This is a genomic window from Pseudomonas sp. BN102 (assembly GCF_029871245.1).
In the GTDB taxonomy this organism is placed as follows: Bacteria; Pseudomonadota; Gammaproteobacteria; order Pseudomonadales; family Pseudomonadaceae; genus Metapseudomonas.
Genome location: NZ_SSON01000069.1, coordinates 13,917 through 37,622, shown reverse-complemented (window position 1 = coordinate 37,622; position 23,706 = coordinate 13,917). Strand labels below are relative to the sequence as shown.

Annotated in this window: 22 protein-coding genes and 1 riboswitch; of the genes, 9 read left to right on the top strand and 13 right to left on the bottom strand. The window is 65.6% G+C overall.

What is annotated here, in order from left to right; genetic code table 11:
* Positions 1–7 precede the first annotated feature (7 nt).
* Positions 8–1,423 (bottom strand): PLP-dependent aminotransferase family protein, encoded by a 1,416-nt coding sequence (locus E8F12_RS16115; RefSeq protein ID WP_280326246.1) that lies wholly within the window; start codon positions 1,421–1,423, stop codon positions 8–10.
* Between the two features lie 186 nt (positions 1,424–1,609).
* Here E8F12_RS16115 and E8F12_RS16110 point away from each other — a divergent pair, with 186 nt between their 5' ends.
* Complete coding sequence (locus E8F12_RS16110; RefSeq protein ID WP_280326245.1) at positions 1,610–1,843, top strand: DUF1127 domain-containing protein; 234 nt, start codon at positions 1,610–1,612, stop codon at positions 1,841–1,843.
* 15 nt (positions 1,844–1,858) lie between these two features.
* On the opposite strand, the gene E8F12_RS16105 is transcribed toward E8F12_RS16110, so the two are convergent.
* The 4 genes from E8F12_RS16105 to E8F12_RS16090 form a co-directional block, all read right to left on the bottom strand.
* Positions 1,859–2,749 (bottom strand): hypothetical protein, encoded by an 891-nt coding sequence (locus tag E8F12_RS16105; protein WP_280326244.1) that lies wholly within the window; start codon positions 2,747–2,749, stop codon positions 1,859–1,861.
* A 45-nt stretch (positions 2,750–2,794) separates the two neighbouring features.
* On the bottom strand, positions 2,795–3,652 hold the full coding sequence (locus E8F12_RS16100; RefSeq protein ID WP_280326243.1) for an HDOD domain-containing protein: 858 nt from the start codon (positions 3,650–3,652) through the stop codon (positions 2,795–2,797).
* 85 nt (positions 3,653–3,737) lie between these two features.
* Entirely contained in the window at positions 3,738–4,493 is a 756-nt protein-coding gene (locus E8F12_RS16095) for a transporter substrate-binding domain-containing protein (protein WP_280326242.1), read from the bottom strand.
* A 52-nt stretch (positions 4,494–4,545) separates the two neighbouring features.
* On the bottom strand, positions 4,546–5,040 hold the full coding sequence (locus E8F12_RS16090) for a M48 family metallopeptidase (RefSeq protein ID WP_280326241.1): 495 nt from the start codon (positions 5,038–5,040) through the stop codon (positions 4,546–4,548).
* Between the two features lie 550 nt (positions 5,041–5,590).
* On the opposite strand from E8F12_RS16090, the gene E8F12_RS16085 reads away from it, so the two are divergent.
* Positions 5,591–6,262, top strand: a complete 672-nt coding sequence (locus E8F12_RS16085; RefSeq protein ID WP_280326240.1) for a polysaccharide lyase family 7 protein — start codon at positions 5,591–5,593, stop codon at positions 6,260–6,262.
* Positions 6,263–6,290: 28 nt separating this feature from the next.
* Here E8F12_RS16085 and E8F12_RS16080 read toward each other — a convergent pair whose 3' ends face one another.
* The 6 genes from E8F12_RS16080 to tkt form a co-directional block, all read right to left on the bottom strand.
* Positions 6,291–6,752, bottom strand: coding sequence for a hypothetical protein (locus tag E8F12_RS16080; protein ID WP_280326239.1), 462 nt, complete (start codon positions 6,750–6,752; stop codon positions 6,291–6,293).
* 66 nt (positions 6,753–6,818) lie between these two features.
* Positions 6,819–7,883 carry a class II fructose-bisphosphate aldolase gene (gene fba / locus E8F12_RS16075; RefSeq protein ID WP_280326238.1) on the bottom strand — a complete coding sequence of 355 codons (1,065 nt, stop codon included), beginning with the start codon at positions 7,881–7,883 and terminating at the stop codon, positions 6,819–6,821.
* A 122-nt stretch (positions 7,884–8,005) separates the two neighbouring features.
* The gene (locus E8F12_RS16070; protein ID WP_280326237.1) at positions 8,006–8,323 is read right to left on the bottom strand and encodes an MliC family protein; all 318 of its coding nucleotides are present in this window, start codon (positions 8,321–8,323) and stop codon (positions 8,006–8,008) included.
* Between the two features lie 378 nt (positions 8,324–8,701).
* A complete protein-coding gene (locus E8F12_RS16065; RefSeq protein ID WP_280326236.1) occupies positions 8,702–9,865 on the bottom strand; it encodes a phosphoglycerate kinase in 1,164 nt (387 codons plus the stop codon).
* 28 nt (positions 9,866–9,893) lie between these two features.
* Positions 9,894–10,943: an erythrose-4-phosphate dehydrogenase gene (gene epd / locus E8F12_RS16060; protein WP_280326235.1), complete on the bottom strand. Its 1,050-nt coding sequence runs from the start codon at positions 10,941–10,943 to the stop codon at positions 9,894–9,896.
* Positions 10,944–11,041: 98 nt separating this feature from the next.
* On the bottom strand, positions 11,042–13,042 hold the full coding sequence (gene tkt / locus E8F12_RS16055) for a transketolase (RefSeq protein ID WP_280326234.1): 2,001 nt from the start codon (positions 13,040–13,042) through the stop codon (positions 11,042–11,044).
* Between the two features lie 237 nt (positions 13,043–13,279).
* Between tkt and E8F12_RS16050 the strand changes: the two genes are divergently transcribed.
* From E8F12_RS16050 to ligB, 3 genes are all read left to right on the top strand, one after another.
* Positions 13,280–14,281: a metalloregulator ArsR/SmtB family transcription factor gene (locus E8F12_RS16050; RefSeq protein WP_280326233.1), complete on the top strand. Its 1,002-nt coding sequence runs from the start codon at positions 13,280–13,282 to the stop codon at positions 14,279–14,281.
* 19 nt (positions 14,282–14,300) lie between these two features.
* A complete protein-coding gene (gene metK, locus E8F12_RS16045; protein WP_280326232.1) occupies positions 14,301–15,491 on the top strand; it encodes a methionine adenosyltransferase in 1,191 nt (396 codons plus the stop codon).
* Positions 15,492–15,714: 223 nt separating this feature from the next.
* Positions 15,715–17,388, top strand: coding sequence for an NAD-dependent DNA ligase LigB (ligB, locus tag E8F12_RS16040; protein WP_280326231.1), 1,674 nt, complete (start codon positions 15,715–15,717; stop codon positions 17,386–17,388).
* On the opposite strand, the gene E8F12_RS16035 is transcribed toward ligB, so the two are convergent.
* Positions 17,382–17,834 (bottom strand): cytochrome c, encoded by a 453-nt coding sequence (locus E8F12_RS16035; protein ID WP_280326230.1) that lies wholly within the window; start codon positions 17,832–17,834, stop codon positions 17,382–17,384. The two genes, ligB and E8F12_RS16035, sit on opposite strands and share 7 nt — an antisense overlap.
* A 165-nt stretch (positions 17,835–17,999) precedes the next feature.
* On the opposite strand from E8F12_RS16035, the gene E8F12_RS16030 reads away from it, so the two are divergent.
* Positions 18,000–18,383: a DUF1090 domain-containing protein gene (locus E8F12_RS16030; RefSeq protein WP_280326229.1), complete on the top strand. Its 384-nt coding sequence runs from the start codon at positions 18,000–18,002 to the stop codon at positions 18,381–18,383.
* Positions 18,384–18,433: 50 nt separating this feature from the next.
* Here the strand turns inward: E8F12_RS16030 and E8F12_RS16025 are convergent, their stop codons facing one another.
* Positions 18,434–18,823, bottom strand: coding sequence for a hotdog domain-containing protein (locus E8F12_RS16025; protein ID WP_280291418.1), 390 nt, complete (start codon positions 18,821–18,823; stop codon positions 18,434–18,436).
* Between the two features lie 184 nt (positions 18,824–19,007).
* A riboswitch (S-adenosyl-L-homocysteine riboswitch) is annotated at positions 19,008–19,113 on the top strand.
* Positions 19,114–19,135: 22 nt separating this feature from the next.
* On the opposite strand from E8F12_RS16025, the gene ahcY reads away from it, so the two are divergent.
* From ahcY to E8F12_RS16010, 3 genes are all read left to right on the top strand, one after another.
* A complete protein-coding gene (ahcY, locus tag E8F12_RS16020) occupies positions 19,136–20,545 on the top strand; it encodes an adenosylhomocysteinase (RefSeq protein ID WP_280326228.1) in 1,410 nt (469 codons plus the stop codon).
* Between the two features lie 97 nt (positions 20,546–20,642).
* Positions 20,643–21,488, top strand: coding sequence for a methylenetetrahydrofolate reductase [NAD(P)H] (gene metF, locus E8F12_RS16015; RefSeq protein ID WP_280326227.1), 846 nt, complete (start codon positions 20,643–20,645; stop codon positions 21,486–21,488).
* A gap of 243 nt (positions 21,489–21,731) precedes the next feature.
* The gene (locus tag E8F12_RS16010; protein WP_280326226.1) at positions 21,732–23,675 is read left to right on the top strand and encodes a DEAD/DEAH box helicase; all 1,944 of its coding nucleotides are present in this window, start codon (positions 21,732–21,734) and stop codon (positions 23,673–23,675) included.
* Positions 23,676–23,706: the final 31 nt, after the last annotated feature.

Below are 23,706 nucleotides of genomic sequence, written 5' to 3'. Positions count from 1 at the left end.
ATAGCCGTTACTCCCCCATCAACTCCCGCACAGTCTCCCCCACCGTCCGCACCGCCGCCTCGATGGCGGGGGTGGGCTTGGAGGAGTAGTTCATCCGCAGGCAGTTCCGGTACTTGCCGGAGGCGGAGAAGATGCTGCCGTTGGCGATCTGCACACCCTTGGGCAACAGGGCACGGTTCAGGCGCAGGGTGTCGAAATCCTCGGCCAGCTCCACCCAGAGCATGAAGCTGCCCTGGGGCCGGCTGGCGCGCGTGCCTTCGGGGAAGTAGCGCATCACCCAGTCGATCATCCGGTCACGGTTGCTCTGGTACTGGCTGCGCATGCGCCGCAGGTGCGGTTCGTAGTGGCCCTTGCCGATGAACTCGGCCAGGGCCAGTTGCGGCTGGGTGGCGGTGGCGCCGGTGGAGATGTACTTCATGTGCAGCACCCGGTCGAGGTAGCGGCCGGGCGCGATCCAGCCGACGCGGATGCCCGGCGCCACCGTCTTGGAGAATGAGCTGCAGAGCAGCACGCGGCCGTCGTCATCGAAGGACTTGATGGTGCGCGGGCGCGGGTACTGGTAGGCGAGGTCGCCGTAGACGTCGTCTTCGAGGATGGGCACGTCATAGCGCTGGGCCAGGGTCAGCAGGGCGCGCTTGCGCGCCTCCGGCATGATGTAGCCGAGCGGGTTGTTGCAGTTGGGGGTGAGCTGGATCAGCTTGATCGGCCACTGCTCCAGGGCCATTTCCAGGGCCTCCAGGCTGATGCCGTTGAGCGGGTCGGTGGGCAGTTCCAGGGCCTTCATGCCGAAACCCTTGAGTCTCTGCATCGTGCCGTGAAAGCTGGGCGAATCCACTGCGACTATGTCGCCCGGTTCGCAGGTCGACCGGATGGCCACCGACAGGGCCTCGTGGCAGCCGGTGGTGATGACGATGTCGCTGGCGGGGATCTGGCAGCCGGAGTCCAGCGCCAGGCGCGCCACCTGCTCGCGCAGGGCCTCGGTGCCGTAGATGCTGTCGTAGTTGAGGCAGCTGGAATCCTGGCGCCGGCTGATCCGGCCGAGGCTGCGCAGCAGCGGTTTGAGCGTCGGGCTGTCGATGTCGGGCACGCCACGACCGAGTTGCACGACGTTGTCCCTGGCACTGCGCTTGACCATGTCGAGCACGTCGTTCCACTGGGACACATCCACCGGCCGCTGTGGCGCCTGGCTCACCGCCGGCAGCGCCGGGGTCTGGCGGCGCGGCGGGACGAAGTAGCCGGACTTCGGGCGCGGCTCGGCGAGGCCGCTGTCCTCGAGGATCCGGTAGGCCTGCTGCACCGTGCTCAGGCTGACGCCATGCTCCAGGCTCAGGGCGCGCACCGAGGGCAGGCGGTCGCCGGGGCGGTAGTAGCCCTGCTCGATGCGTTCGCCGAGGGATTCGGCCAGCTTGATATAGAGCTTCATGACAGTCTCCCGCGTCGGCACGAACCTGAAAGCGGACCAGTACAGATGGTCCTTCAATTGAAGATTCAGATAGAGAAACACGCAATCTGTATGAAAGAAATATACAGATCGTGAATCTGTATTGAGATTCGCCCGGCCGCCATCATGACTCCACCCCAATCACCACTGGGCATGAGGAACGCGATGATGAACGGCCTGAGCGATGTACGCCTGACTCTCCAGGCACGGGAACTGGAACGGGAGCAGCACGACTCTGTATCCCTGGCGCCAACGCTGCCAGGCAACCGCTGGGACCGCTTCTGGATGCGCCTGCATACCCGCCGAGCCCTGCTGAACATGGAGGCGCACATCCTGCGAGACATCGGCCTGACCCGCGAGCAGGCCCTGGAGGAAGCGCTCAAGCCTTTCTGGAAACTCTGATTTCGCCCCTACGGATCAGGGCCAGGGCTTCCAGTCGTCGGTAGGTGCCTTCAGCGGCGCCTGCAGGCGCTGGAACGCGGGTTGCGCCTGGAGCTTGCGCAGGGCTTCGGCCAGGCGCTGGTCCACCCACTTGCCGCGCGGGTTGTCCGCCACCAGCCACCTCACCGGGTAAAGGCCGAAGTCCTGGACCCTGAGCTGGTCGCGCAGTCCCAGGCGGTCAACCTCGCGCTCGGTTTCCAGAACCGCGAACACATAGCCATCGATGCGTCCGCGCACCAGTTTCTGCAGGCTGCTCTCGATGCTGTTGCCGGACAGCGCGGGAAAACCCAGCCAAGGCGCGTGGGCGCGGTCGGTCTCGACCCTGTAGGGATAGGCCAGGCTGCGCAGGGCCGGGTCGACGGTCGGTGCGGCGAGTTGCTCCTGCAGTTCGTCCAGGCGCCAGCTGCGCCCGAGCAGCGGGCTCAGCTGTGCCTGCTGCGCGGCGCCCAGGCCGCTGGCAGCCAGGCGCTCGGCGGTGAGCGCATGGGACGGGTCGAGCAACTGGGCGACGCTGAGGGCATTGGCGCGCCGGGTGAAAAGACCGAAGCGCACCTGCCACAACGTCCCCGAGCCATAGCGCAGCCCGCCCGGCAGGCGCGGCAGGTTGCCGAGAAAAGGCACCTGGAACTCGCACTGGGCGTTCTGCAGCAGGTTGAAGGTGCGGGCGAAGGGAGTGATCTGAAGTTCGAAGTCGATGTCCGGCAGCTGTTCATCGAGGGCACGGACCAAGTCCGGCAGCGGGCCGGTGCCGTCCGCCTCGGCCAGCCCCGGCACCTCGGCCACCGCCACCCGCCACCGCTCGGCGGCCGAGAGCGGCTGCACCCAGGCCAGGCACAGGCTGAGACAGAGCATCACGAGGAGGCGCATGGAACACCCGCGGTACGGAGGTACGCCTGAGTATAGGTGCGGGCTCTAGCGCAGCAGGCTGGCCATGCGCTGGATGGCGTCCTGCTGGGCGGAAACCAGGGCCAGGCCGCCGCCGGCATCCAGCGTATCCTGGGGCGGCGCCAGCTTGCGGTAGGCGGCGAGCTCGACGATGGGGGGCAACTGGGCGAAGCGGCCTTCGTCGCGCAGGGCGTGGTAGAGACCGAGGTTGACCAGGTCGATCAGATCGACCCGGCTGCCGCTGCCGGCGTCCCACTGACCGGCGCTGCGCACCACGTCGATGTAGCCGTCATCCACCGCCCACTTCTTCAGCACGATTACGCCGAGGGACTTGCCGTACTCGCGGCAGAGCCGTGCGTACACATCCGGGGTCGGGACCTGGCTGGCGTCCTTGAATGCCGAGAGCACCGCCAGTTCGCCGACGTCACTGAGTAGGCTGGCCAGCAGCGCGTGGTCCGCCGAGAGGAAGCCCAGGGGCCGCGCCAGCACGGCGCTGATGCTGGCCTGGCGGGTCAGGCGGCCCCAGACGCCGATGAACAATTGCTTGTGCGCGGCACTGTGCAGGGTGAACAGGCTCTTCAGGCTGTGCACCAGGGTGATGCGGTCCACCTCCTGCAGGCCGAGCAGGCGAATCACGTCCTCCAGCGTCTTGGGTGGCTGGGCGGAGCGGAACATGATGCTGGAGGCGTGCTTCATCAGCAGGGCGCTGAGTGCCGGGTCCTTGCTGATGACCTGTTTCAGCCGCGCAACAGTGACATTGGGATCGACCAGGGCGCGGCGGATATCCAGGGTGATCATCGGCAGGCTGGGCAGCTGCTCCTCACCGTTCATCAACTGGGTGACCACCCTGCGGTAGATCGAATAATCCGACTCTGCTGCGCTCAATTCGGCTCTCCCTTTTTTGTGGCGGGAGTGTAGCCGTCGCCAGCGCACCCGCCCATGGGCGCTTCAAAGCAATCGGACAGTCTGCTCAGGGCAGCGACACACCGTAGGGCTTGGCGAGCTTCGCCAACCGACCATTGGTACTCATCTTGCGCAGCACTCGGCCGATGTCGTCACGCAGCTGGCGGTGGGACTCGCCCCTGGGCAGGGCGAAATAGCCGACCTGGGTATCGATCGCCGGATCGAGGCGGCGCACTTTCCCACCAATGCCGAGTTCGTCGATGCGTGGTAGGGAATCCCGTTCGTTGCTCGCCACCAGATCGGCGCGGCCGGCCATCAGCAGCTTGAGGGCAAGTTCGACCGAGGGCGCGACATGCAGGTCGAGCTGGCCGCGCATGGCCTCGAAACGTTCGCCGTAACTCCAGCCATGGATGATCGCGATACGTTTTCCCTGCAGGCTGGCCAGGCTACCGTCCCAGGTGCTGGAGGTATCCCTGCGGTCGTAGAAGACCACGCGGTCGCGATAGAAGCCGGGCTCGGCGAACTGGAAGCGCCGCTCCCGCGCGGCGGTGCGATAGGGCCCGACCAGGATGTCGGCGCGCCCCTCTTCCACCAGTTTCTGCGCGCGCGCCCAGGGGTAGACCTCGAAACGCACCTGGTCGCCCAGCTCCCTGGCCACCGCGCGCAGTACATCCGCACCCAGCCCACTGATCTCGCCGTCGGCTTCCCGGGCATAGATACCGGGGAATTCGGTGCCGACGGCGAGCAAGTCACGGGCGCCGGCGAAGGGGACCAGGCCCAGCACCCAGAGAATGACGCAGAGGATGCGGTAGGTCGGACACATGCCCTCGGACCTCGGTCGGCTGCTCTTCTGAGCCTAGCAGCCGGTGGCCCCCTCAGCCCTCGAGCTCACGCCAGGTGAGGTACACCCGCAGGTCGAACTCCAGTTGGTGGTAGCCGGGCAACATGTGTTCGCAGAGCTGGTAGAAGGCCTTGGTGTGGTCGCGTTCCTTCAGGTGCGCCAGCTCGTGGACCAGGATCATCCTGAGGAACTCGGGTGCAGCGTCCTTGAACAGCGAAGCGACGCGGATCTCCTTCTTCGCCTTGAGCTTGCCGCCCTGTACCCGCGAGATAGCCGTGTTCAGGCCGAGGGCCTTGTGCACCACGTCCAGCTTGTTGTCGTAGAGCACCTTGTCCGGCGCAGGGGCGTTGCGCAGGTGCTCCTGCTTGAGAGCCATGGCATAGCTGTACAGCGCCTTGTCGCTCTGCACGTCGTGGCGGCCGGGGTAGCGGCGCCCGAGGTATTCGCCCAGGCGGCCGGCCTCGATCATCCTGGCAACCTGCTCCTGCAGGCTGGCGGGGTAACCCCGGAGGTACTTGAGAGCGGTCATGGTGCGGCGGTCGCCAGTCGAAAAGGGCGACAGTCTACCCGACCGCGTTTCGCCGCGGGCGCTGTAACGACCGGTCGCGCCGATCGCTTGCGCAACCTCCGGCACAACGCCCGAAGCGAGACGACAATGATTCCCGTATTTTTATCCATACCGCTCGTCGGATCATTTGCTCTGGATTTTCGCTCCAGGAACCGGACCGCTCCAAAAAACCGGCGCACGCCGCCGGAAATTTTCCTTATCCATCAAGGACGGGCCTTTCCGCCCTTTGTGCGGCACCCAGGCAGAGGCCGATAGCGCAATACTGGCCATCGTGGAAAAGATCAAAAATTTGACGCCAACGATGTGACAATCAGCGCCTGACAGGCGCTCGGACAGGCCTTATAAAGCGCTTGCGAGACGGCCCCAAACGCCTTCGGACGACACGGCGGGCAACTGCCAATTGCAACCTTCACTTTTAGTTCGAGCGCAACTGGCCGGCACGCCGTCACAGGGAAAAGCAGCGACGAGGATGCGCAGCGCCCGACTGAAAGTTCTTTTTGAGAACTCAGTCATGATCGACCTCTCTACCTGGAATCTCACGCTGCCCGTCGGCGAACCCGCCATCACCATCGAAACCTCGGCGCTGCTTGGCGGCTACCGAGATCAATTCTTCCAGCCCACCACCGACAGCGTGTTCTTCTGGACGCCGGTCAACGGCACCACCACCGCCAACGCCAGCTACCCGCGCACCGAACTGCGCGAGACCTACGCCGATGGCAGACTGCGCAACTGGACCTACACCGGCGCCGACAATGTGCTGAGCGCCAACCTGAGCGTGAGCCAAGTGCCTTCCACCGGGAAAGTCGTGATCGGCCAGATCCATGCCTACGGCAGCACCAGCCCGCTGATCAAGCTGGAGTACCAGTTCAAGACCAAGACCAACACCGCGAACATAGTCGCCAAGGTGCGCAACAGCCCGAACGACGAAACCAGCACGGTGATTCCGCTGCTCAGCGGCATTCCCCTGAACCAGCGCTTCAGCTATGTGATCGACCTGTCGCCCAATGGCCAGCTCAGCGTCATGGTCAACAGCAGCCTGTGGAGCCAGCAGCTGAGCTCGGAATGGGCCCCCAAGCCGCTGTACTTCAAGGCTGGGGTCTATACCCAGGACAACACGGGGTACGAGACCGAGGCGGGGGCGGCGACTTTCTACAATCTGAAGATCGAGCATCGGGGGTTGTGAGCAACCCTCTCCCCCGGCCCCTCTCCCTTCAGCGAGAGGGGGTGGGGGTGAGGGCAGTGGGATCCAGGCAGCGTGCCAATGCCTTCGGCTCCAGCAACGAACAGGGCTTACCCCCCAGGTAACTCCGATAGACCCTGAGCAGGTCGACCTCACCGATCCGACAGTTCCCTGCCGGACACTGGCTGGCGAACTCGAAACGTCCGGCCGGCGGGTTGGCCAGACGGATCTTCAGCGACGGCCAACTGGATGGCTTGGCCGCCGAGGGCGTGAACAGCCAGTCGCCCTTGCGCTGCACCAGGGCGCCGCCCGCCTCGGCGTAGTCGAAGACGAACATCAAGGTGCGCGAGGTCTTGGTCGTGCAGTCGGTGCGGTCCAGGCATCGCTGAGGATCGCTGGAAACCAGATCGGGCGGCGGCGCGGGCGCCACCGGCGGATTGGCGGCGCAGCCGGCGAGCAGCAGGCCGAAACCCATCATCAGGGGCAGGCGCATCGAGACTCCTTGGGCCAGATATGAAAGAGCCCCGCATTGCGGGGCTCCTCGAACAAGGCCGATGGATCAGTTGACCTTGGCCACCAGCTCGCCCTTGGCATAGCGCTGGAACATGCCTTCCAAGGAGATCGGCTTGATCTTGGAGGCATTGCCGGCGGTGCCGAAGGCTTCGTAGCGGGCGATGCAGATGTCGCGCATGGCTTCGACGGTCTTGGCGAAGTATTTGCGCGGATCGAACTCGGCCGGGTTCTGGGCCATGAAGCGGCGGATGGCGCCAGTGGAAGCCAGGCGCAGGTCGGTGTCGATATTCACCTTGCGCACGCCGTACTTGATGCCTTCGACGATTTCCTCGACCGGCACGCCGTAGGTTTCCTTAATGTCGCCACCGAACTCGTTGATGATCGCCAGCCAGTCCTGCGGCACGGAGGAAGAGCCGTGCATCACCAGGTGGGTGTTGGGGATGCGCTTGTGGATTTCCTTGATGCGGTCGATGGCGAGGATGTCACCGGTCGGCGGCTTGGTGAACTTGTAGGCGCCATGGCTGGTGCCGATGGCGATGGCCAGGGCGTCGACCTGGGTCTTCTTGACGAAGTCGGCCGCCTCTTCCGGGTCGGTCAGCATCTGGCTGTGGTCCAGGATGCCCTCGGCGCCGACGCCGTCCTCTTCACCGGCCTGGCCGGTTTCCAGACTGCCCAGGCAGCCCAGTTCGCCCTCCACGGACACGCCACAGGCGTGGGCGAAGGCTACGGTCTGCTGGGTCACGCGGACGTTGTAGTCGTAGTCGGCCGGGGTCTTGCCGTCTTCACGCAGGGAGCCGTCCATCATCACCGAGGAGAAGCCCAGCTGGATCGAGCGCTGGCAGACGTCCGGACTGGTGCCGTGGTCCTGGTGCATGCACACCGGGATGTGCGGGAATTCTTCGATGGCGGCCAGGATCAGGTGGCGCAGGAAGGGGGCACCGGCGTATTTGCGGGCACCGGCGGAAGCCTGCACGATCACCGGGGAGTCGGTCTTGTCGGCCGCTTCCATGATGGCGCGCATCTGTTCCAGGTTGTTGACGTTGAAAGCCGGAACGCCGTAGCCGAATTCGGCGGCGTGGTCCAGCATCTGGCGCATGCTGATGAGTGCCATGGTGTTTCAGTCTCCCGAGTGGGTGGGCTGTCAAATTGCAAAGCCTGCCGCAGGGGCGGGCCGGGTTCAAGTTCCCGGGGAGGAGCGGTCATCCGCCGACCTCGGGGAAAATCAAAATCAGCTCAGGGCGCCGTGCAGCCGCGACCTATCAGGTCGTCAGTGGCGACCCAGTAGACCAGGCCTTCATCACCCTTGGTGTGGAAAGCCAGGTTGCCGTCGCTGTACAGGGCTCCGGAGCCCGACGGCTCCTGCTTCAGGCGGTGGACGATATCGCCGCCACCCAGTCGCAGGTCGACGCTTTCCTTGCCTGCATCGGTGAAGCGCCACAGCACTTCGGTCTGGCTGTCACAGACCCAGTGGGTCCAGTGATCCTCTACCGCCTGCTGGCTGGTGCAGCCTGCCAGCACGGCCAGCGTCGCCAGGGCGAACGGGCCTTTCATCCCTACTCCTTGATGCGGCTCCGCCACATGTCCATCGTCAGGGGCAATGCTGCCCCCCTTCGTTACCGTCGCCAGGCGGTTCTCCGCTGCCTTGCGCTTCCACCCGCTGGTCGTCCTGATTGCCCGGAACTATCACCTGCGGCGGGCTGATCACTTCACAGGTACTGGAAGGCCTACCACCCGCACAACCCAGGAGCGCAGCCCCCAGGATCAGCAGAATCGCAACGTGGCGCATGGCAGGCACTCCTTTTTGCGGGCCCTGTTAAAGGGACCACGGAGCCCTGCCATGGTTTAGGCCGAAAACAGCAAATATTCGCGGCCTCGCGAGCTAGAGAAGAGCCATTTTCAACACAGCTATTCCGACGCGCAGCGAGCCGATCAGGCCTTGGCGCGTTGCTCCAGGATTTCCACGGCCGGCAAAACCTTGCCCTCGACGAACTCGAGGAAGGCGCCACCACCAGTGGAAATGTAGGAGATCTGCTCACCCACGCCGTACTTGTCGATCGCCGCCAGGGTGTCGCCACCACCGGCGATGGAGAAGGCCGGGCTTTCGGCGATAGCCAGGGCCAGGGCCTTGGTGCCGTTGCCGAACTGATCGAACTCGAACACACCGACCGGGCCGTTCCAGAGGATGGTCTTCGACGACGTCAGCAGTTCGGCGAACTGCGCGGCGGTCTGCGGGCCGATATCGAGGATCATGTCGTCGTCGGCAACTTCGCTGATGAGCTTGACGGTGGCGGCGGCGCTTTCGGCGAATTCCTTGGCGACCACCACGTCCACCGGCAGCGGCACGCTGACCTTGGCGGCGATGGCCTTGGCGGTGTCCACCAGGTCAGCCTCGTACAGCGATTTGCCGACCTTGTAACCAGCCGCGGCGAGGAAGGTGTTGGCGATGCCGCCACCGACGATCAGTTGGTCGCAGATCTGGCTCAGGGAGTTCAGCACGTCCAGCTTGGTGGAAACCTTGGAGCCGGCGACGATGGCGGCCATCGGGCGCGCCGGGTTGCCCAGGGCCTTGCCCAGGGCGTCCAGCTCGGCGGCCAGCAGGGGGCCGGCAGCGGCCACCTTGGCGAACTTGGCCACACCGTGGGTCGAGCCCTCGGCGCGGTGGGCGGTACCGAAGGCGTCCATCACGAAGACGTCGCAGAGAGCGGCGTACTGCTGGGCCAGCTCATCGGCGTTCTTCTTCTCGCCCTTGTTGAAGCGCACGTTCTCGAACAGCACCACCTGGCCGGGCTGCACGTCCACGCCACCCAGGTAGTCGGCCACCAGCGGCACTTCGCGGCCCAGGGCCTCGGACAGATAGTCAGCCACCGGCTTCAGGCTGTTCTCTGCGGAGAACTCGCCCTCGGTGGGACGGCCCAGGTGGGAGCAGACCATCACCGCCGCGCCCTTCTCCAGTGCCAGCTTGATGGTCGGCAGGGAGGCGAGGATGCGCGCATCGCTCTTCACGACGCCGTCCTTCACCGGCACGTTGAGATCCTCACGGATCAGCACGCGCTTACCCTGGAGGTCGAGGTCGGTCATTTTCAACACGGTCATGGGGTCAGTCCTTCACGGGGGCTGGTTGTTAACGAGAAACAGCGGAAACACGCAGGAAGTGGCCTGCGGTGTCGAGCATGCGGTTGGCGAAGCCCCATTCGTTGTCGAACCAGGCCAGCAGGTTGACCAGGCGCGGGCCGGACACGCGGGTCTGGCTGCCGTCGACTATGGCGGAATGGGGGTCGTGGTTGAAATCGCAGCTGGCGTGGGGCAGCTCGGTGTAGGCCAGCAGGCCCTTCAGCGGGCCGCTCTCGGCGGCTTCGCGGAGCACCTGGTTGATCTCGGCGGCCGAGGTGTCGCGGGCGGTCTGCAGGGTGATATCGAGGCAGGAAACATTCACCGTGGGCACGCGAATGGCCTTGGCCTGGATACGCCCGGCCAGTTCCGGCAGCAGGCGCTCGATGCCACGGGCGAGGCCGGTGGATACAGGGATCACCGACTGGAAGGCCGAGCGGGTACGGCGCAGGTCTTCGTGGTGGTAGGCATCGATCACGGGCTGGTCGTTCATCGCCGAGTGGATGGTAGTAATGGAGACGTATTCCAGACCCACGGACTCGTTGAGAAGTTTCAACAGGGGCACACCGCAGTTGGTGGTGCAGGAGGCGTTGGACACCAGTTTCTCGGTGCCGCTCAGGCTGTCCTGGTTGACCCCGTAGACGATGGTGGCGTCGATGTCCGCCTCGCCGCCCATGGGCTGGGAAAACAGCACCCGCGGCGCGCCGGCAGCGAGGAAGCGCTCGGCGTCCTGGCGATGGGTGTACTGGCCGGAGCATTCCAGCACCAGGTCGACACCCAGGGCGGCCCAGTCGATCCCCTCTGGCTCGGCGTGGCGCAGCACCTTCACGCTATCGCCATTGATATGCAGGCAATCGCCGTCCACCCGCACTTCGCCGGGAAATCGGCCATGGGTGGAGTCGAAGCGAGTCAGGTATTCGATGCTGGCCTGGTCGGCCAGATCGTTCAGCGCGACGATTTCGAAGCTCGCCCGGCCACTGCGCTCATAGAGCGCGCGCAGCACGCAGCGGCCAATGCGGCCGTAGCCGTTGAGGGCGACTTTGAAGGGGCGATTGCTGGGCATGGGGCGCTCGCAGGGCTGGAGGGGGAGAAGAAACCCTGTAGGGGCGAGCTTGCTCGCGAAACCAAAGCTTCGCGAGCAAACTCGCTCCTACGAACAGGTCAGACGTCCAGCAGTTCTTCGGCGGTTGCGACGATGTTGTCGACGGTGAAGCCGAAGTGCTCGAACAGCGCGGCGGCCGGCGCCGACTCACCGAAGCTGGTCATGCCGATGACGCGGCCTTCCAGGCCCACGTACTTGAACCAGAAATCGGCATGGGCGGCCTCGATGGCGATGCGCGCACCGACCTGCACCGGCAGCACAGCCTGCTTGTAGGCGGCGTCCTGCTGGTCGAACAGGTTGGTGGACGGCATGGAAACCACGCGCACCTTGCGGCCCTGGGCGGAGAGCTTGTCCCAGGCCTGCACGGCCAGGCCGACTTCGGAGCCGGTGGCGATCAGGATCAGCTCGGGCTCGCCCTCGCTGTCCTTCAGCACATAGCCACCACGGGCGATGTTCGCCACCTGATCGGTGTCGCGGGCCTGGTGGGGCAGGTTCTGGCGGGAGAAGATCAGCGCGCTCGGACCGTCGTTGCGCTCGATGGCGGCTTTCCAGGCCACGGCGGATTCCACCGCGTCAGCCGGACGCCAGGTGTTCAGGTTCGGGGTGCAGCGCAGGCTGGCCAGCTGCTCCACCGGCTGGTGGGTCGGGCCGTCTTCACCCAGACCGATGGAATCGTGGGTGTAGACGAACAGCACGCGCTTCTTCATCAGGGCGGCCATGCGCACGGCATTGCAGGCGTACTCCATGAACACCAGGAAGGTGGCGCCATAGGGAATGAAGCCGCCATGCAGGGCGATGCCGTTCATGATGGCGCTCATGCCGAACTCGCGAACGCCGTAGTACAGGTAGTTGCCGGAGGCGTCCTCGGCGGACACGCCCTTGCAGCCTTTCCACAGGGTCAGGTTGGAGCCGGCGAGGTCGGCCGAGCCGCCGAGGAATTCCGGCAGCAGCGGACCGAAGGCGTTCAGCGCATTCTGGCTGGCCTTGCGGCTGGCGATGGTTTCGCCCTTGGCGGCGACTTCGGCGATGTAGGCGTCAGCCTTGGTGGCGAAGTCCGCCGGCAGCCGACCCTCGATGCGGCGCTGGAATTCGGCGGCCAGGTCCGGATGGGCGGCGGCGTAGGCGGCAAAACGCTCGTTCCACTCGGATTCGCGAGCGGCGCCGGCGGCCTTGGCGTCCCATTCGGCGTAGATCTCGGCCGGGACTTCGAAAGGCGCGTGGTTCCAGCCCAGGGCGGCGCGGGTCAGGGCGATCTCGTCATTGCCCAGGGGCGCGCCGTGGCACTCTTCCTTGCCTTGCTTGTTCGGCGAACCGAAGCCGATCACGGTCTTGCAGCAGATCAGCGTCGGACGGTCGCCGGACTTGCGTGCAGTGTCGATGGCAGTCTGGATCTCGTCAGCGTCATGGCCGTCGACGTTGCGGATCACCTGCCAGCCGTAGGCTTCGAAGCGCTTCGGGGTGTCGTCGGTGAACCAGCCGTGGACTTCGCCGTCGATGGAGATCCCGTTGTCGTCGTAGAAGGCGATCAGCTTGCCCAGGCCGAGGGTGCCGGCCAGGGCGCAGACTTCGTGGGAGATACCTTCCATCATGCAGCCGTCGCCGAGGAACACGTAGGTGTTGTGGTCGACAATGCTGTGGCCGTCACGGTTGAACTGCGCGGCCAGGGTCTTCTCGGCGATGGCGAAACCAACGGCGTTGGCGAGGCCCTGGCCCAGCGGACCGGTGGTGGTCTCGACGCCGGCGGTGTAGCCGTATTCCGGGTGGCCCGGGGTGCGGCTGCCCAACTGGCGGAAGTTCTTCAGGTCTTCGATGCCGAGGTCGTAGCCGGTGAGGTGCAGCAGCGAGTAGGCCAGCATCGAGCCGTGGCCGTTGGACAACACGAAGCGGTCACGGTTGGGCCATTCGGGGTTGTTCGGGTTGTGCTGCAGGTAATCCCGCCAGAGCACTTCGGCGATATCGGCCATACCCATGGGGGCGCCGGGGTGGCCGCTGTTGGCTTTCTGCACCGCATCCATGCTCAGGGCACGGATGGCATTGGCACGCTCACGACGGCTGGGCATCGCTTATCTCCTGCAGGTCTGAATAGACGGCTAATCGAAAAAGGCCGCCATTTTCGCCCAGCCGGCAGGTCGCGGGCAATCACAGATGGTCGCAGTTTCGCCGCAGGCGGTGCGAAAGTCCCGCCGCAGTGAGTCGAAGGGGTCGAGAAATATCCGCCGACCGCCGATCAGCCAATATCAAAACTTTTTGATATTGGCATTGCGACCTCGGGGGACGGGGGCTAGACTGCGCCCCCTATGAGCCTGCGCGTACCCCAGATCCGTCATGACGACAGCGACGAGCTGGCCGCCCTGTGCAAGGCCGGCGGCGATCCGCTGCGGCTGAACGTGCTGCGGGTGCTGGCCAACGACTCCTTCGGCGTGCTGGAACTGGCGCAGATCTTCGCCACCGGCCAGTCGGGCATGAGCCATCACCTCAAGGTGCTGGCCCAGGCAGGCCTGGTGGCCACGCGGCGTGAGGGCAATGCGATCTTCTATCGCCGCGCCCTGGCGCAGAACGAGCGGGTTGGCGGCATGTTGCACGCGGCCCTGCTGGCCGAGGTCGACGAACTCGAGCTGCCGGCCGAGATCGGTGCGCGAATAGCCGAGGTGCACGCCCAGCGCGCAGCGGTCAGCCGCGACTTCTTCGCCCGCGCGGCGGAAAAATTCCAGGCACAGCAGGACCTGATCGCAGGACTGCCGCAATACCGTGAGAGTGTATTGGCATTGCTCGATGCCCTGGGCTTTCCCTCCGGCGCCACGGCGCTGGAAGTCGGCCCCGGCGACGGCGGTTTCCTGCCGGACCTGGCCCGGCGCTTTGCCCACGTCACCGCGCTGGACAACAGTGTGGCGATGCTGGAACTGGCGCGGATGCGCTGTATCGAGGAAGGCCTCGGCAACGTCGATCTCAGGCTCGCCGATGCCCTGAATGACGAGCAGGCGGCCGCCGACTGCGTGGTGCTGAACATGGTCCTGCACCATTTCGCGGCGCCGGCCGATGCGATGAAACAGTTGGCCCAGCGGGTGCAGCCTGGCGGCAGCCTGCTGGTGACCGAGTTGTGCAGCCACAACCAGAGTTGGGCCAGGGAGGCCTGCGGCGATCTATGGTTGGGCTTCGAACAGGACGACCTGGCCCGTTGGGCCAATGCCGCGGGGCTCACGCCCGGCGAGAGCCTCTACATTGGCTTGCGAAACGGCTTTCAGATTCAGGTGAGGCACTTCGCCAAACCGGACTCACGAAGCGAACTCACCCACCGGTAACTAATAGGAAAACCGATAGATGAGCGAATACTCCCTGTTTACCTCCGAATCCGTGTCCGAAGGCCATCCGGACAAGATCGCCGACCAGATTTCCGATGCCGTCCTCGACGCCATCATCTCCCAGGACAAGCACGCCCGCGTCGCCTGCGAAACCCTGGTCAAGACCGGTGTCGCCATCATCGCCGGCGAAGTGACCACCTCCGCTTGGGTCGACCTGGAAGAACTGGTGCGCAAGGTCATCATCGACATCGGCTACAACAGCTCCGACGTCGGTTTCGATGGCGCCACCTGCGGCATCCTCAACATCATTGGCAAGCAGTCCCCTGACATCAACCAGGGTGTCGACCGCGCCAAGCCTGAAGACCAGGGCGCCGGCGACCAGGGCCTGATGTTCGGCTACGCCAGCAACGAAACCGACGTGCTGATGCCCGCCCCGATCTGCTTCTCCCACCGTCTGGTGGAGCGCCAGGCCGAAGCCCGCAAATCCGGCCTGCTGCCGTGGCTGCGTCCGGACGCCAAGAGCCAGGTCACCTGCCGCTACGAGAACGGCAAGGTAGTCGGCATCGACGCCATCGTGCTGTCCACCCAGCACAACCCCGACGTGAAGTACTCCGACCTGCGCGAAGGCGTGATGGAACTGATCGTCAAGCACGCGATCCCGGCCGAACTGCTGCACAAGGACACCCAGTTCCACATCAACCCGACCGGCAGCTTCGTAATCGGCGGCCCGGTGGGCGACTGCGGCCTGACCGGTCGCAAGATCATCGTCGACACCTACGGCGGCATGGCCCGCCACGGCGGCGGCGCCTTCTCCGGCAAGGACCCGTCCAAGGTGGACCGTTCCGCTGCCTACGCCGGCCGCTACGTGGCGAAGAACATCGTTGCCGCCGGTCTGGCCGAGCGTTGCGAGATCCAGGTGTCCTACGCCATCGGCGTGGCCCTGCCGACCTCCATCTCGATCAACACCTTCGGCACCGGCAAGATCAGCGACGACAAGATCGTCCAGCTGGTCCGCGAGCACTTCGACCTGCGTCCGTACGCCATCACCAGGATGCTCGACCTGCTGCACCCGATGTACCAGCCCACTGCGGCTTACGGCCACTTCGGTCGCAATCCCTATGAAATGACCTACGGTGACGACACCTTCACCGCCTTCACCTGGGAAAAGACCGACAAGGCCGGAGCCCTGCGCGCCGCCGCAGGCCTCTAAGCCCTGTCGGCCCGACAAAAAGCCCCGCCCTGTGCGGGGCTTTTTGTTTCCCGCGCAAACCCTGGCCGCAGTGCAGCCCAACAATCCCGCACCGCCTTTGGGCTTCGGCAAACCTCAGCGCCGACCTACACACCCCCCAGCCGCAACGGACAGCCGATTCCGGCCGCTCGCAACCCCTCCGCTCCTAGACTGGCCGTCTCCCCATCGAGCACGGAGGCTCGACATGCACGCCTGGATCGCCCTGCCCTTCTTCTGCCTGAGTCTGCCGGCCCTGGCCGGGAACTGCCCCAACTGGCCTTCCGGCCGCGCCCATGACGAACTGGAAGTCCTGACGACCCGGGTCGCCGAATGGGACCTCGCCTATCACATTGAGGGTCGCTCGGCGGTGGACGACGAGCTCTACGACCAGGTCCGCGCCCGCCTGGGGCAGCTGCGGGCCTGCTTCCCGCATGCCACGGCCACATCCCCTACCCCACAGCCGTCCGGCGCCGGCAAGGCCACGCACCCGGTTCCGCAGACCGGACTGGACAAGCTTCGGGACCTCGATGACCTGCGCCGCTGGCTGGGTCAGCGGCGGGACCTCTGGGTCCAGCCCAAGGTCGATGGCGTAGCCGTTACCCTGGTCTATCGCCAGGGCCAATTGGTACAGGCCATCAGCCGAGGCAACGGTAGCCGGGGCCAGGACTGGACCGCTCACGCCCGCCGCATCGCCGCCATCCCGCAACAGCTTTCCGGCATGGCTGATGGCGTGCTGCAGGGCGAGCTCTACTGGCGGCTGGACGGCCATGTGCAGGCCAGGGCCGGCGGCCAGGGCGCTCGCGGCAAGGTGGCCGGGCTGCTGAACCGCCATGAACTGGGAGACCGCGATGCCGCGGGCATCGGCCTGTTCGTCTGGGACTGGCCAGATGGGCCGGCCGAGATGGGCGAGCGCCTGAAAGGTCTGGACGACATGGGTTTCAGCGATGCCCGCAGCCTGACCCTGTCAGTGGCCAGCGCCGAGGAAATCGCCGGCTGGCGTGAGCGCTGGTACCGCAGCCCCTTGCCGTTTGCCAGCGACGGCATCGTCATCCACCAAAGCACGCGGCCGGAGGCGCGGCGCTGGAAGCCGGAGCCGCCGAACTGGGCGGTGGCCTGGAAGTACCCCTTCGCCAAGGCCTTGGCCGAGGTTCGCGCGGTGGAGTTCAAGGTGGGCCGGACCGGGCGCATCACACCCCTGCTGCGGCTGGCGCCGGTGGAGCTGGACGGCCGGCGCATCCAGCGGGTCGGATTGGGGTCGCTCGGGCGCTGGCAGAAGCTGGACGTCCGCCCCGGCGACCAAGTGGCCATCACCCTGGCCGGCCTGACCATCCCACGGCTGGACTCAGTGGTGTTGCGCGCCACCGAACGCCAGCCGCTGGACGCGCCCAGTGCCGGCCAGTACCACGCGTTGAGCTGCTTCCGGCCCAGCGCCGGCTGCGAGGAACAGTTCCTCGCCCGCCTGGAATGGCTGGGCGGCCCGAAGGGATTGGCAATGCGCGGCGTCGGGCGCGGCACTTGGGTCAGCCTGGAACTGGACGGTTTGCTGGGCTGGCTTGAGCTGGACGCCGCGCAGCTGGCGGCAAGACCGGGGATCACCGAGGGTCGCGCCACGAGGCTGGCGCAAAGCTTCGCCGACAGCCGCACGCAGCCCTTCCAGCTATGGCTCACAGCCCTGGGGATGCCGCCGATCGGATCGGCTCGGCTGGAGGGCGACTGGCCGAACCTGAGCAACAAAACGCCGCGGGACTGGCAAGAGATAGCTGGCGTCGGCCCTACCAGGGCAAAGCAGCTGGCGGCGTTCTTCCAGCACCCGGAAGTGAGAGCGCTGGCTGGGCGGCTTCAGGTTGCCGGGGTCGAGGGTTTCGCAGCGCCTCAGTAGGCGCGGAACTCCTTGTGGCAGGCCTCGCAGTTGTCTTCCACCTTCTGCACCAGCGGCGCGACGCCCTGGGCGCTCAGCGGACGGGTCTGGGCGGCGCTGGCCAGTTGGCCGGTACTGGCCTCCAGCTCGCGGGCGAGAATCTGGAATCGTTCCTGGCGCTGCCAGACGTCGTCGCGGGCGGCGCTGTCGGAGTCGCCTTCCTTGATCTGCGGGAAGTGCTGCCAGGGCTGGCGGGAAAGCTGGTCGAGCCTGGCCGCGTCGGTGCCGAAGCGTTGCTCGTCGAAGGCGATGCGGCCACGCAGCATACCGCCGAGGTCTTCGCTGGTGCGGAGCATGTCCTTGAAGATCGCCTGGCGCTTGCCCAGCGGCGAATTGGGGTCCACGCCACCGCAGGCGGCAAGGCCCAGGCAGGCGGCAACAACGATCAGGAGCTTCTTGGCATTCATCGGCAGGTCACGGGTCAGGCGGAAAGCGGGCGACAGTATCCCCAGCTGTCCGGCAAATACCAAGCCTGGCGACAGTTTGTCGCAGATCAATGAAAGCGCGACCCGCGCCGCGCCCGCCCTTGGTTTCAGCCAGAATCAAGGCTCCCGTTCGGATGGAGAAAACCGATGAAGCGACACGTCGCCCTGCCCTTCGCCCTCCTCGCCGGCGCCCTGCTGGCCCATCCCGTCCTGGCCTCCGACGGTAACTGTGCGGCCAAGCGCCAGGCCCTTGAACAACGCATCGAAGTGGCCAGTGCCCACGACAACACCGCCCAGCAGGCTGGCCTGGAAAAGGCCCTGGCGGAAGTGAAAGCCCACTGCACCGATGCCAGCCTGCGCCAGGAACGCGAAGCCAAGGTCGCCAAGTACCAGGTTGAGGTCAGCCAGCGCGAAGCTGACCTGCGCGAAGCCCAGGCCAAGGGTGATCCGGAGAAGATCGCGAGTCGCCAGGCCAAGCTGGCCGAGGCCCGTGCCGAGTTGGCAGACGCTGAAAAGGCCCTGGCACACTGAGCCGTATGGCCGGGGGGCCAGACGTCTGGCGCCCCTGGCGAATGCGTGTCCTATTCCTTGAACTGGTCCTTGATGAAGGTGATCTCGGTCTTGCCGTGGGGCGCCGGCAGGCCGTCCGGGCCGATATTGACGAAGACCATCTTGTCGATGGTGAGGATGCTCTTGCGGGTGATCTTGTTGCGCACTTCGCAGCACAGGGTGATGGAGGTGCGGCCGAACTCAGTGGCGGTGATGCCCAGCTCGATGATGTCGCTCTGGCGCGCAGAACTGACGAAGTTGATCTCGGAGATGAACTTGGTGACGACGCGCTGGTTGCCAAGCTGGATGATGGCGTAGATGGCCGCCTCCTCGTCTATCCACTTCAGCAGGCTGCCGCCGAACAGGGTGCCGTTGGGGTTGAGATCTTCGGGCTTGATCCATTTGCGCGTATGGAAATTCATGCATCGTCCTCCTGGTATGGGATGCCGCGAATGATGAGGGGCCGGGCGAGGCTTGTCGCGGCAAGGCTTTCAATGGCCACCATAGGTCCCTGCGCGGGCGACGGAAAGCCTTGGGCTTACCCGCCGGCATCGCTATAATCCGCAGGCTTCAAACGGCCGGCACAGCTCCGACCGCTCCCGCCACCCGTCCGAGGGGCGCTGCAGCAGGCAAGACCTGTCAGGCTCGGATGGGGCGTAGACCCGGTCGGCACCCATCCGATCGACAAACGCATCAACGGCGCCCATTCGCACATTACGAATGGAGACTCACGCATGAGCGCTGTCATGACGCCTGCCGATTTCACCGACTACAAGGTCGCCGACATTTCCCTGGCCGCCTGGGGCCGCCGCGAGCTGATCATCGCCGAATCCGAAATGCCCGCCCTGATGGGCCTGCGCCGCAAGTACGCCGGCCAGCAACCGCTCAAAGGCGCGAAGATCCTCGGCTGCATCCACATGACCATCCAGACCGGCGTGCTCATCGAGACCCTGACCGCCCTGGGCGCCGAAGTGCGCTGGTCCTCCTGCAACATCTTCTCCACCCAGGACCAGGCCGCCGCCGCCATCGCCGCCGCCGGCATCCCGGTATTCGCCTGGAAGGGCGAAACCGAGGAGGAGTACGAATGGTGCATCGAGCAGACCATCCTCAAGGACGGCCAGCCGTGGGACGCCAACATGGTGCTGGACGACGGCGGTGACCTGACCGAGATCCTGCACAAGAAATACCCGGCGATGCTGGAGAATATCCACGGCATCACCGAGGAAACCACCACCGGTGTGCACCGCCTGCTCGACATGCTCAAGGCCGGCACCCTGAAAGTCCCGGCGATCAACGTCAACGATTCGGTGACCAAGAGCAAGAACGACAACAAGTACGGCTGCCGCCACAGCCTGAACGACGCCATCAAGCGCGGCACCGACCACCTGCTGTCCGGCAAGCAGGCCCTGGTGATCGGCTACGGCGACGTGGGCAAGGGCTCGGCCCAGTCCCTGCGCCAGGAAGGCATGATCGTGAAGGTCTCGGAAGTCGACCCGATCTGCGCCATGCAGGCCTGCATGGACGGCTTCGAAGTCGTTTCGCCCTACAAGAACGGCCTGAACGACGGCAGCGAAGCCAGCGTCGACGCCGCCCTGCTGGGCAAGATCGACCTGATCGTCACCACCACCGGCAACGTCAACGTCTGCGACGCCAACATGCTCAAGGCGCTGAAGAAGCGCGCCGTTGTCTGCAACATCGGCCACTTCGACAATGAGATCGACACCGCCTTCATGCGCAAGACCTGGGCCTGGGAAGAAGTGAAGCCGCAGGTGCACAAGATCCACCGCACCGGCAAGGACGGCTTCGACCCGCTCAACGATGACTACCTGATCCTGCTGGCCGAAGGCCGCCTGGTGAACCTGGGCAATGCCACCGGCCACCCGAGCCGGATCATGGACGGCTCCTTCGCCAACCAGGTGCTGGCGCAGATCCACCTGTTCGAGCAGAAGTTCGCCGACCTGCCGGCCGCCGACAAGGCCGCGCGCCTGGCCGTCGAAGTACTGCCGAAGAAGCTGGACGAAGAAGTGGCGCTGGAAATGGTCAAGGGCTTCGGTGGCGTGGTCACCCAGCTGACCCGCCAGCAGGCCGACTACATCGGCGTGACGGTCGAAGGCCCGTTCAAGCCGGACAGCTATCGCTACTAACAACAGCCCCAGGCCAAAAGCTACAAGCTGCAAGCAGAGCCAGTCTCGCTTGCAGCTTGAAGCCTGAAGCTTGCCGCTGAGAAGGGAACCTTCTCCTATGTCCCAAGAACGCCGTTACAGCTTCGAGTTCTTCCCCGCCAAGACCGAAGCCGGGCACGAAAAACTCATGGCCACCGCCCGCAACCTGGCCAGCTACCAGCCGGACTTCTTCTCCTGCACCTATGGTGCCGGCGGCTCCACCCGTGACCGCACCCTGCAGACCGTGCTGCAGCTGGACGGCGAGGTGAAGGTGCCCACCGCACCGCACCTTTCCTGCGTCGGCGACAGCAAGGCCGAGCTCAGTGCCCTGCTGGCCCACTACAAGGACGCCGGCATCCAGCGCATCGTCGCCCTGCGCGGCGACCTGCCGTCCGGCATGGGCATGGCCAGTGGCGAGCTGCGTTTCGCCAACGAACTGGTGGAGTTCATCCGCAACGAGACCGGTGACCACTTCCACATCGAAGTCGCCGCCTACCCGGAAGTGCACCCCCAGGCGCGCAGTTACGAGGCGGACCTCGCCAATTTCGTGCGCAAGGTCAAGGCCGGCGCCAGCAGCGCCATCACCCAGTACTTCTTCAACGCCGACAGCTATTTCTACTTCGTCGAGCGCGTACGTAAGCTGGGCGTGGATATCCCGGTGGTGCCGGGCATCATGCCGATCACCAACTACAGCAAGCTGGCGCGCTTCTCGGACGCCTGCGGCGCGGAAATCCCGCGCTGGATCCGCAAGCAGCTGGAGGCCTATGCCGATGATGTGCAGAGCATCCAGGCCTTCGGCGAGCAGGTGATCACCGAGATGTGCGAACGCCTGCTGCAGGGCGGCGCCCCGGGCCTGCACTTCTACACACTGAACCAGGCCGAACCCAGCCTGGCGATCTGGAAGAACCTCAAGCTGCCGCGTTGAGATTGCAGGGTCGATGAAAGGCCGGGCCGAGTCCCGGCCTTTTTTCTTTCCAACCGTTGAGCGCCACAAGGGCTGTACATTGCAGCGGAGCTGTTATACTCGGTGCTCCCGTCAGGCATACGCCCGGATGTTCGGCCACCCCTTTGGCCAGCAGGACCGGTCGGGATCGCGTGCCATCGCCGCGATTCGAGCCAGACAGATCACCCCATCGGGCCAGCCCCTTAGAACTACACAGGATCTCCCATGTCCTTTGCTTCCCTCGGTCTCTCCGAGGCATTGGTCGGCGCCGTCGAAGCCGCCGGCTACGCCCAGCCCACTCCCGTGCAACAGCGGGCCATCCCCGCCGTGTTGCAAGGTCGCGACCTGATGGTTGCGGCCCAGACTGGCACCGGCAAGACCGCCGGTTTCGCGCTGCCGATCCTGGAGCGCCTGTTCCCCAACGGTCACCCCGACAAGTCCCACCGGCACGGCCCGCGCCAGGCGCGCGTGCTGGTCCTGACCCCGACCCGTGAACTCGCGGCCCAGGTGCATGACAGCTTCAAGATCTATGCACGCGACCTGAACCTGATCAGCGCCTGCATCTTCGGCGGCGTCGGCATGAATCCGCAGATCCAGGCCGTATCCAAGGGCGTGGACCTCCTGGTCGCCTGCCCCGGCCGCCTGCTCGACCTGGTCGGCCAGGGCGCCATAGACCTCTCCCACGTGGAGATCCTGGTGCTCGACGAAGCCGACCGCATGCTCGACATGGGCTTCATCCACGATGTGAAGAAGGTCCTCGCCAAGCTGCCGCCCAAGCGCCAGAACCTGCTGTTCTCGGCGACCTTCTCGAAAGACATCGTCGACCTCGCCAACAAGCTGCTGCACGATCCCGAACGCATCGAAGTGACCCCGCCGAATACCACGGTGGAGCGTATCGAGCAGCGCGTTTTCCACCTCCCCGCCAGCCACAAGCGCGCCCTGCTGGCGCACCTGATCACGGTCGGCGCCTGGGAGCAGGTCCTGGTGTTCACCCGCACCAAGCATGGCGCCAACCGCCTGGCAGAATACCTGACCAAGCACGGCCTGGCGGCCATGGCGATCCACGGCAACAAGAGCCAGAACGCCCGTACCAAGGCCCTGGCCGACTTCAAAGCCAACGACATCCGCATCCTGGTGGCCACCGATATCGCCGCCCGCGGCCTGGACATCGACCAGTTGCCCCACGTGGTCAACTTCGAGCTGCCCAACGTCGAGGAAGACTACGTGCACCGCATCGGCCGTACCGGCCGTGCCGGGCGCAGCGGCGAGGCCATCTCCCTGGTAGCGCCGGATGAAGACAAACTGCTGAAGGCAATCGAGCGCCTGACCAAGCAGAAGATCCCGGCCGGCGACACCCTGGGCTTCGACCCGGCGAGCGTCGAGGTCGAGCGCCCCGAAGCCCGTCCGCCGCGTCCCGAGCGCCAGCCGCGCGCCGACAAGCCCAAGCGCGAGGCCAAGGTCGCCGCGCCGCAGGGCCCCGGCGAAGCCAAGGAAGCCAAGGAAGCCGGCGAAGGCGCCGGAGACAAGCCGCGCAAGAGCCGCAATCGCCGCCGCAGCAAGGCCAAGGGCCAGGAACCTGGGCAGCAGGCCGCCTCTACCCAGCAGCAGCCCAAGCAAGAGCGCCCGCAGCGCCCGCCGCAGTCGACGGCCAATCGCGACCCGGAAGAGTTCCTCGACGACGACGTCGACAATTTCGGCAACCGCGTCGACTACGTCAGCCCGTACCCGCCCAAGGGCCAGGGCCGCAATCAACGCCGTGGCGGTCAAGGCCAGGGCCAGGCTCCGGCCCAACGCCAGGGTCAAGGCCAGGGTCAGGGCCAGGGTCAGGGCCGCAGTGGCCAGGGACGCAGCCAGGGACAGGGGGACAACCAGGGCCGACGCCAGGGTGGCAGCCAAGGTGGTGGCCAAGGCGGCCAGAAGCAGGGCCAGCAGCGCCAGGGCAAGCCGGCCAAGGGCCGTGGCAATGGCCCGCGCCGTGACGACCAACTGGTCTCCCGCGGTCGCGATGAGCCGGCCGTGCAGGATCCCCGCGGCAGCAAGCCGGCGCCGAAGATCATCCACAAGGAGTCTCGCGGCGACCGCTACCCCACGCCCGAGCAGTTGGACGAGCTGCAACAGAGCAATCGCCCACGCGGCGAGAAACCGGCGCTGCTGACCCGCAACCGCTAGGTTTCCCCCGCTCACGAAAACGCCGGCTTGC

Bases quoted from the DNA above. Each gene is read 5' to 3' on its own strand.
- E8F12_RS16065 (WP_280326236.1), bottom strand. From the start codon at position 9,865: ATGACCGTGTTGAAAATGACCGACCTCGACCTCCAGGGTAAGCGCGTG.
- metK (WP_280326232.1), top strand. From the start codon at position 14,301: ATGAGCGAATACTCCCTGTTTACCTCCGAATCCGTGTCCGAAGGCCAT.
- E8F12_RS16010 (WP_280326226.1), top strand. From the start codon at position 21,732: ATGTCCTTTGCTTCCCTCGGTCTCTCCGAGGCATTGGTCGGCGCCGTC.
- E8F12_RS16085 (WP_280326240.1), top strand. From the start codon at position 5,591: ATGATCGACCTCTCTACCTGGAATCTCACGCTGCCCGTCGGCGAACCC.
- E8F12_RS16115 (WP_280326246.1), bottom strand. From the start codon at position 1,423: ATGAAGCTCTATATCAAGCTGGCCGAATCCCTCGGCGAACGCATCGAG.
- metF (WP_280326227.1), top strand. From the start codon at position 20,643: ATGTCCCAAGAACGCCGTTACAGCTTCGAGTTCTTCCCCGCCAAGACC.
- E8F12_RS16080 (WP_280326239.1), bottom strand. From the start codon at position 6,752: ATGCGCCTGCCCCTGATGATGGGTTTCGGCCTGCTGCTCGCCGGCTGC.
- tkt (WP_280326234.1), bottom strand. From the start codon at position 13,042: ATGCCCAGCCGTCGTGAGCGTGCCAATGCCATCCGTGCCCTGAGCATG.
- E8F12_RS16110 (WP_280326245.1), top strand. From the start codon at position 1,610: ATGAACGGCCTGAGCGATGTACGCCTGACTCTCCAGGCACGGGAACTG.
- E8F12_RS16030 (WP_280326229.1), top strand. From the start codon at position 18,000: ATGAAGCGACACGTCGCCCTGCCCTTCGCCCTCCTCGCCGGCGCCCTG.
- fba (WP_280326238.1), bottom strand. From the start codon at position 7,883: ATGGCACTCATCAGCATGCGCCAGATGCTGGACCACGCCGCCGAATTC.
- E8F12_RS16105 (WP_280326244.1), bottom strand. From the start codon at position 2,749: ATGCGCCTCCTCGTGATGCTCTGTCTCAGCCTGTGCCTGGCCTGGGTG.
- E8F12_RS16090 (WP_280326241.1), bottom strand. From the start codon at position 5,040: ATGACCGCTCTCAAGTACCTCCGGGGTTACCCCGCCAGCCTGCAGGAG.
- E8F12_RS16095 (WP_280326242.1), bottom strand. From the start codon at position 4,493: ATGTGTCCGACCTACCGCATCCTCTGCGTCATTCTCTGGGTGCTGGGC.
- E8F12_RS16025 (WP_280291418.1), bottom strand. From the start codon at position 18,823: ATGAATTTCCATACGCGCAAATGGATCAAGCCCGAAGATCTCAACCCC.
- ahcY (WP_280326228.1), top strand. From the start codon at position 19,136: ATGAGCGCTGTCATGACGCCTGCCGATTTCACCGACTACAAGGTCGCC.
- epd (WP_280326235.1), bottom strand. From the start codon at position 10,943: ATGCCCAGCAATCGCCCCTTCAAAGTCGCCCTCAACGGCTACGGCCGC.
- E8F12_RS16035 (WP_280326230.1), bottom strand. From the start codon at position 17,834: ATGAATGCCAAGAAGCTCCTGATCGTTGTTGCCGCCTGCCTGGGCCTT.
- E8F12_RS16050 (WP_280326233.1), top strand. From the start codon at position 13,280: ATGAGCCTGCGCGTACCCCAGATCCGTCATGACGACAGCGACGAGCTG.
- ligB (WP_280326231.1), top strand. From the start codon at position 15,715: ATGCACGCCTGGATCGCCCTGCCCTTCTTCTGCCTGAGTCTGCCGGCC.
- E8F12_RS16070 (WP_280326237.1), bottom strand. From the start codon at position 8,323: ATGAAAGGCCCGTTCGCCCTGGCGACGCTGGCCGTGCTGGCAGGCTGC.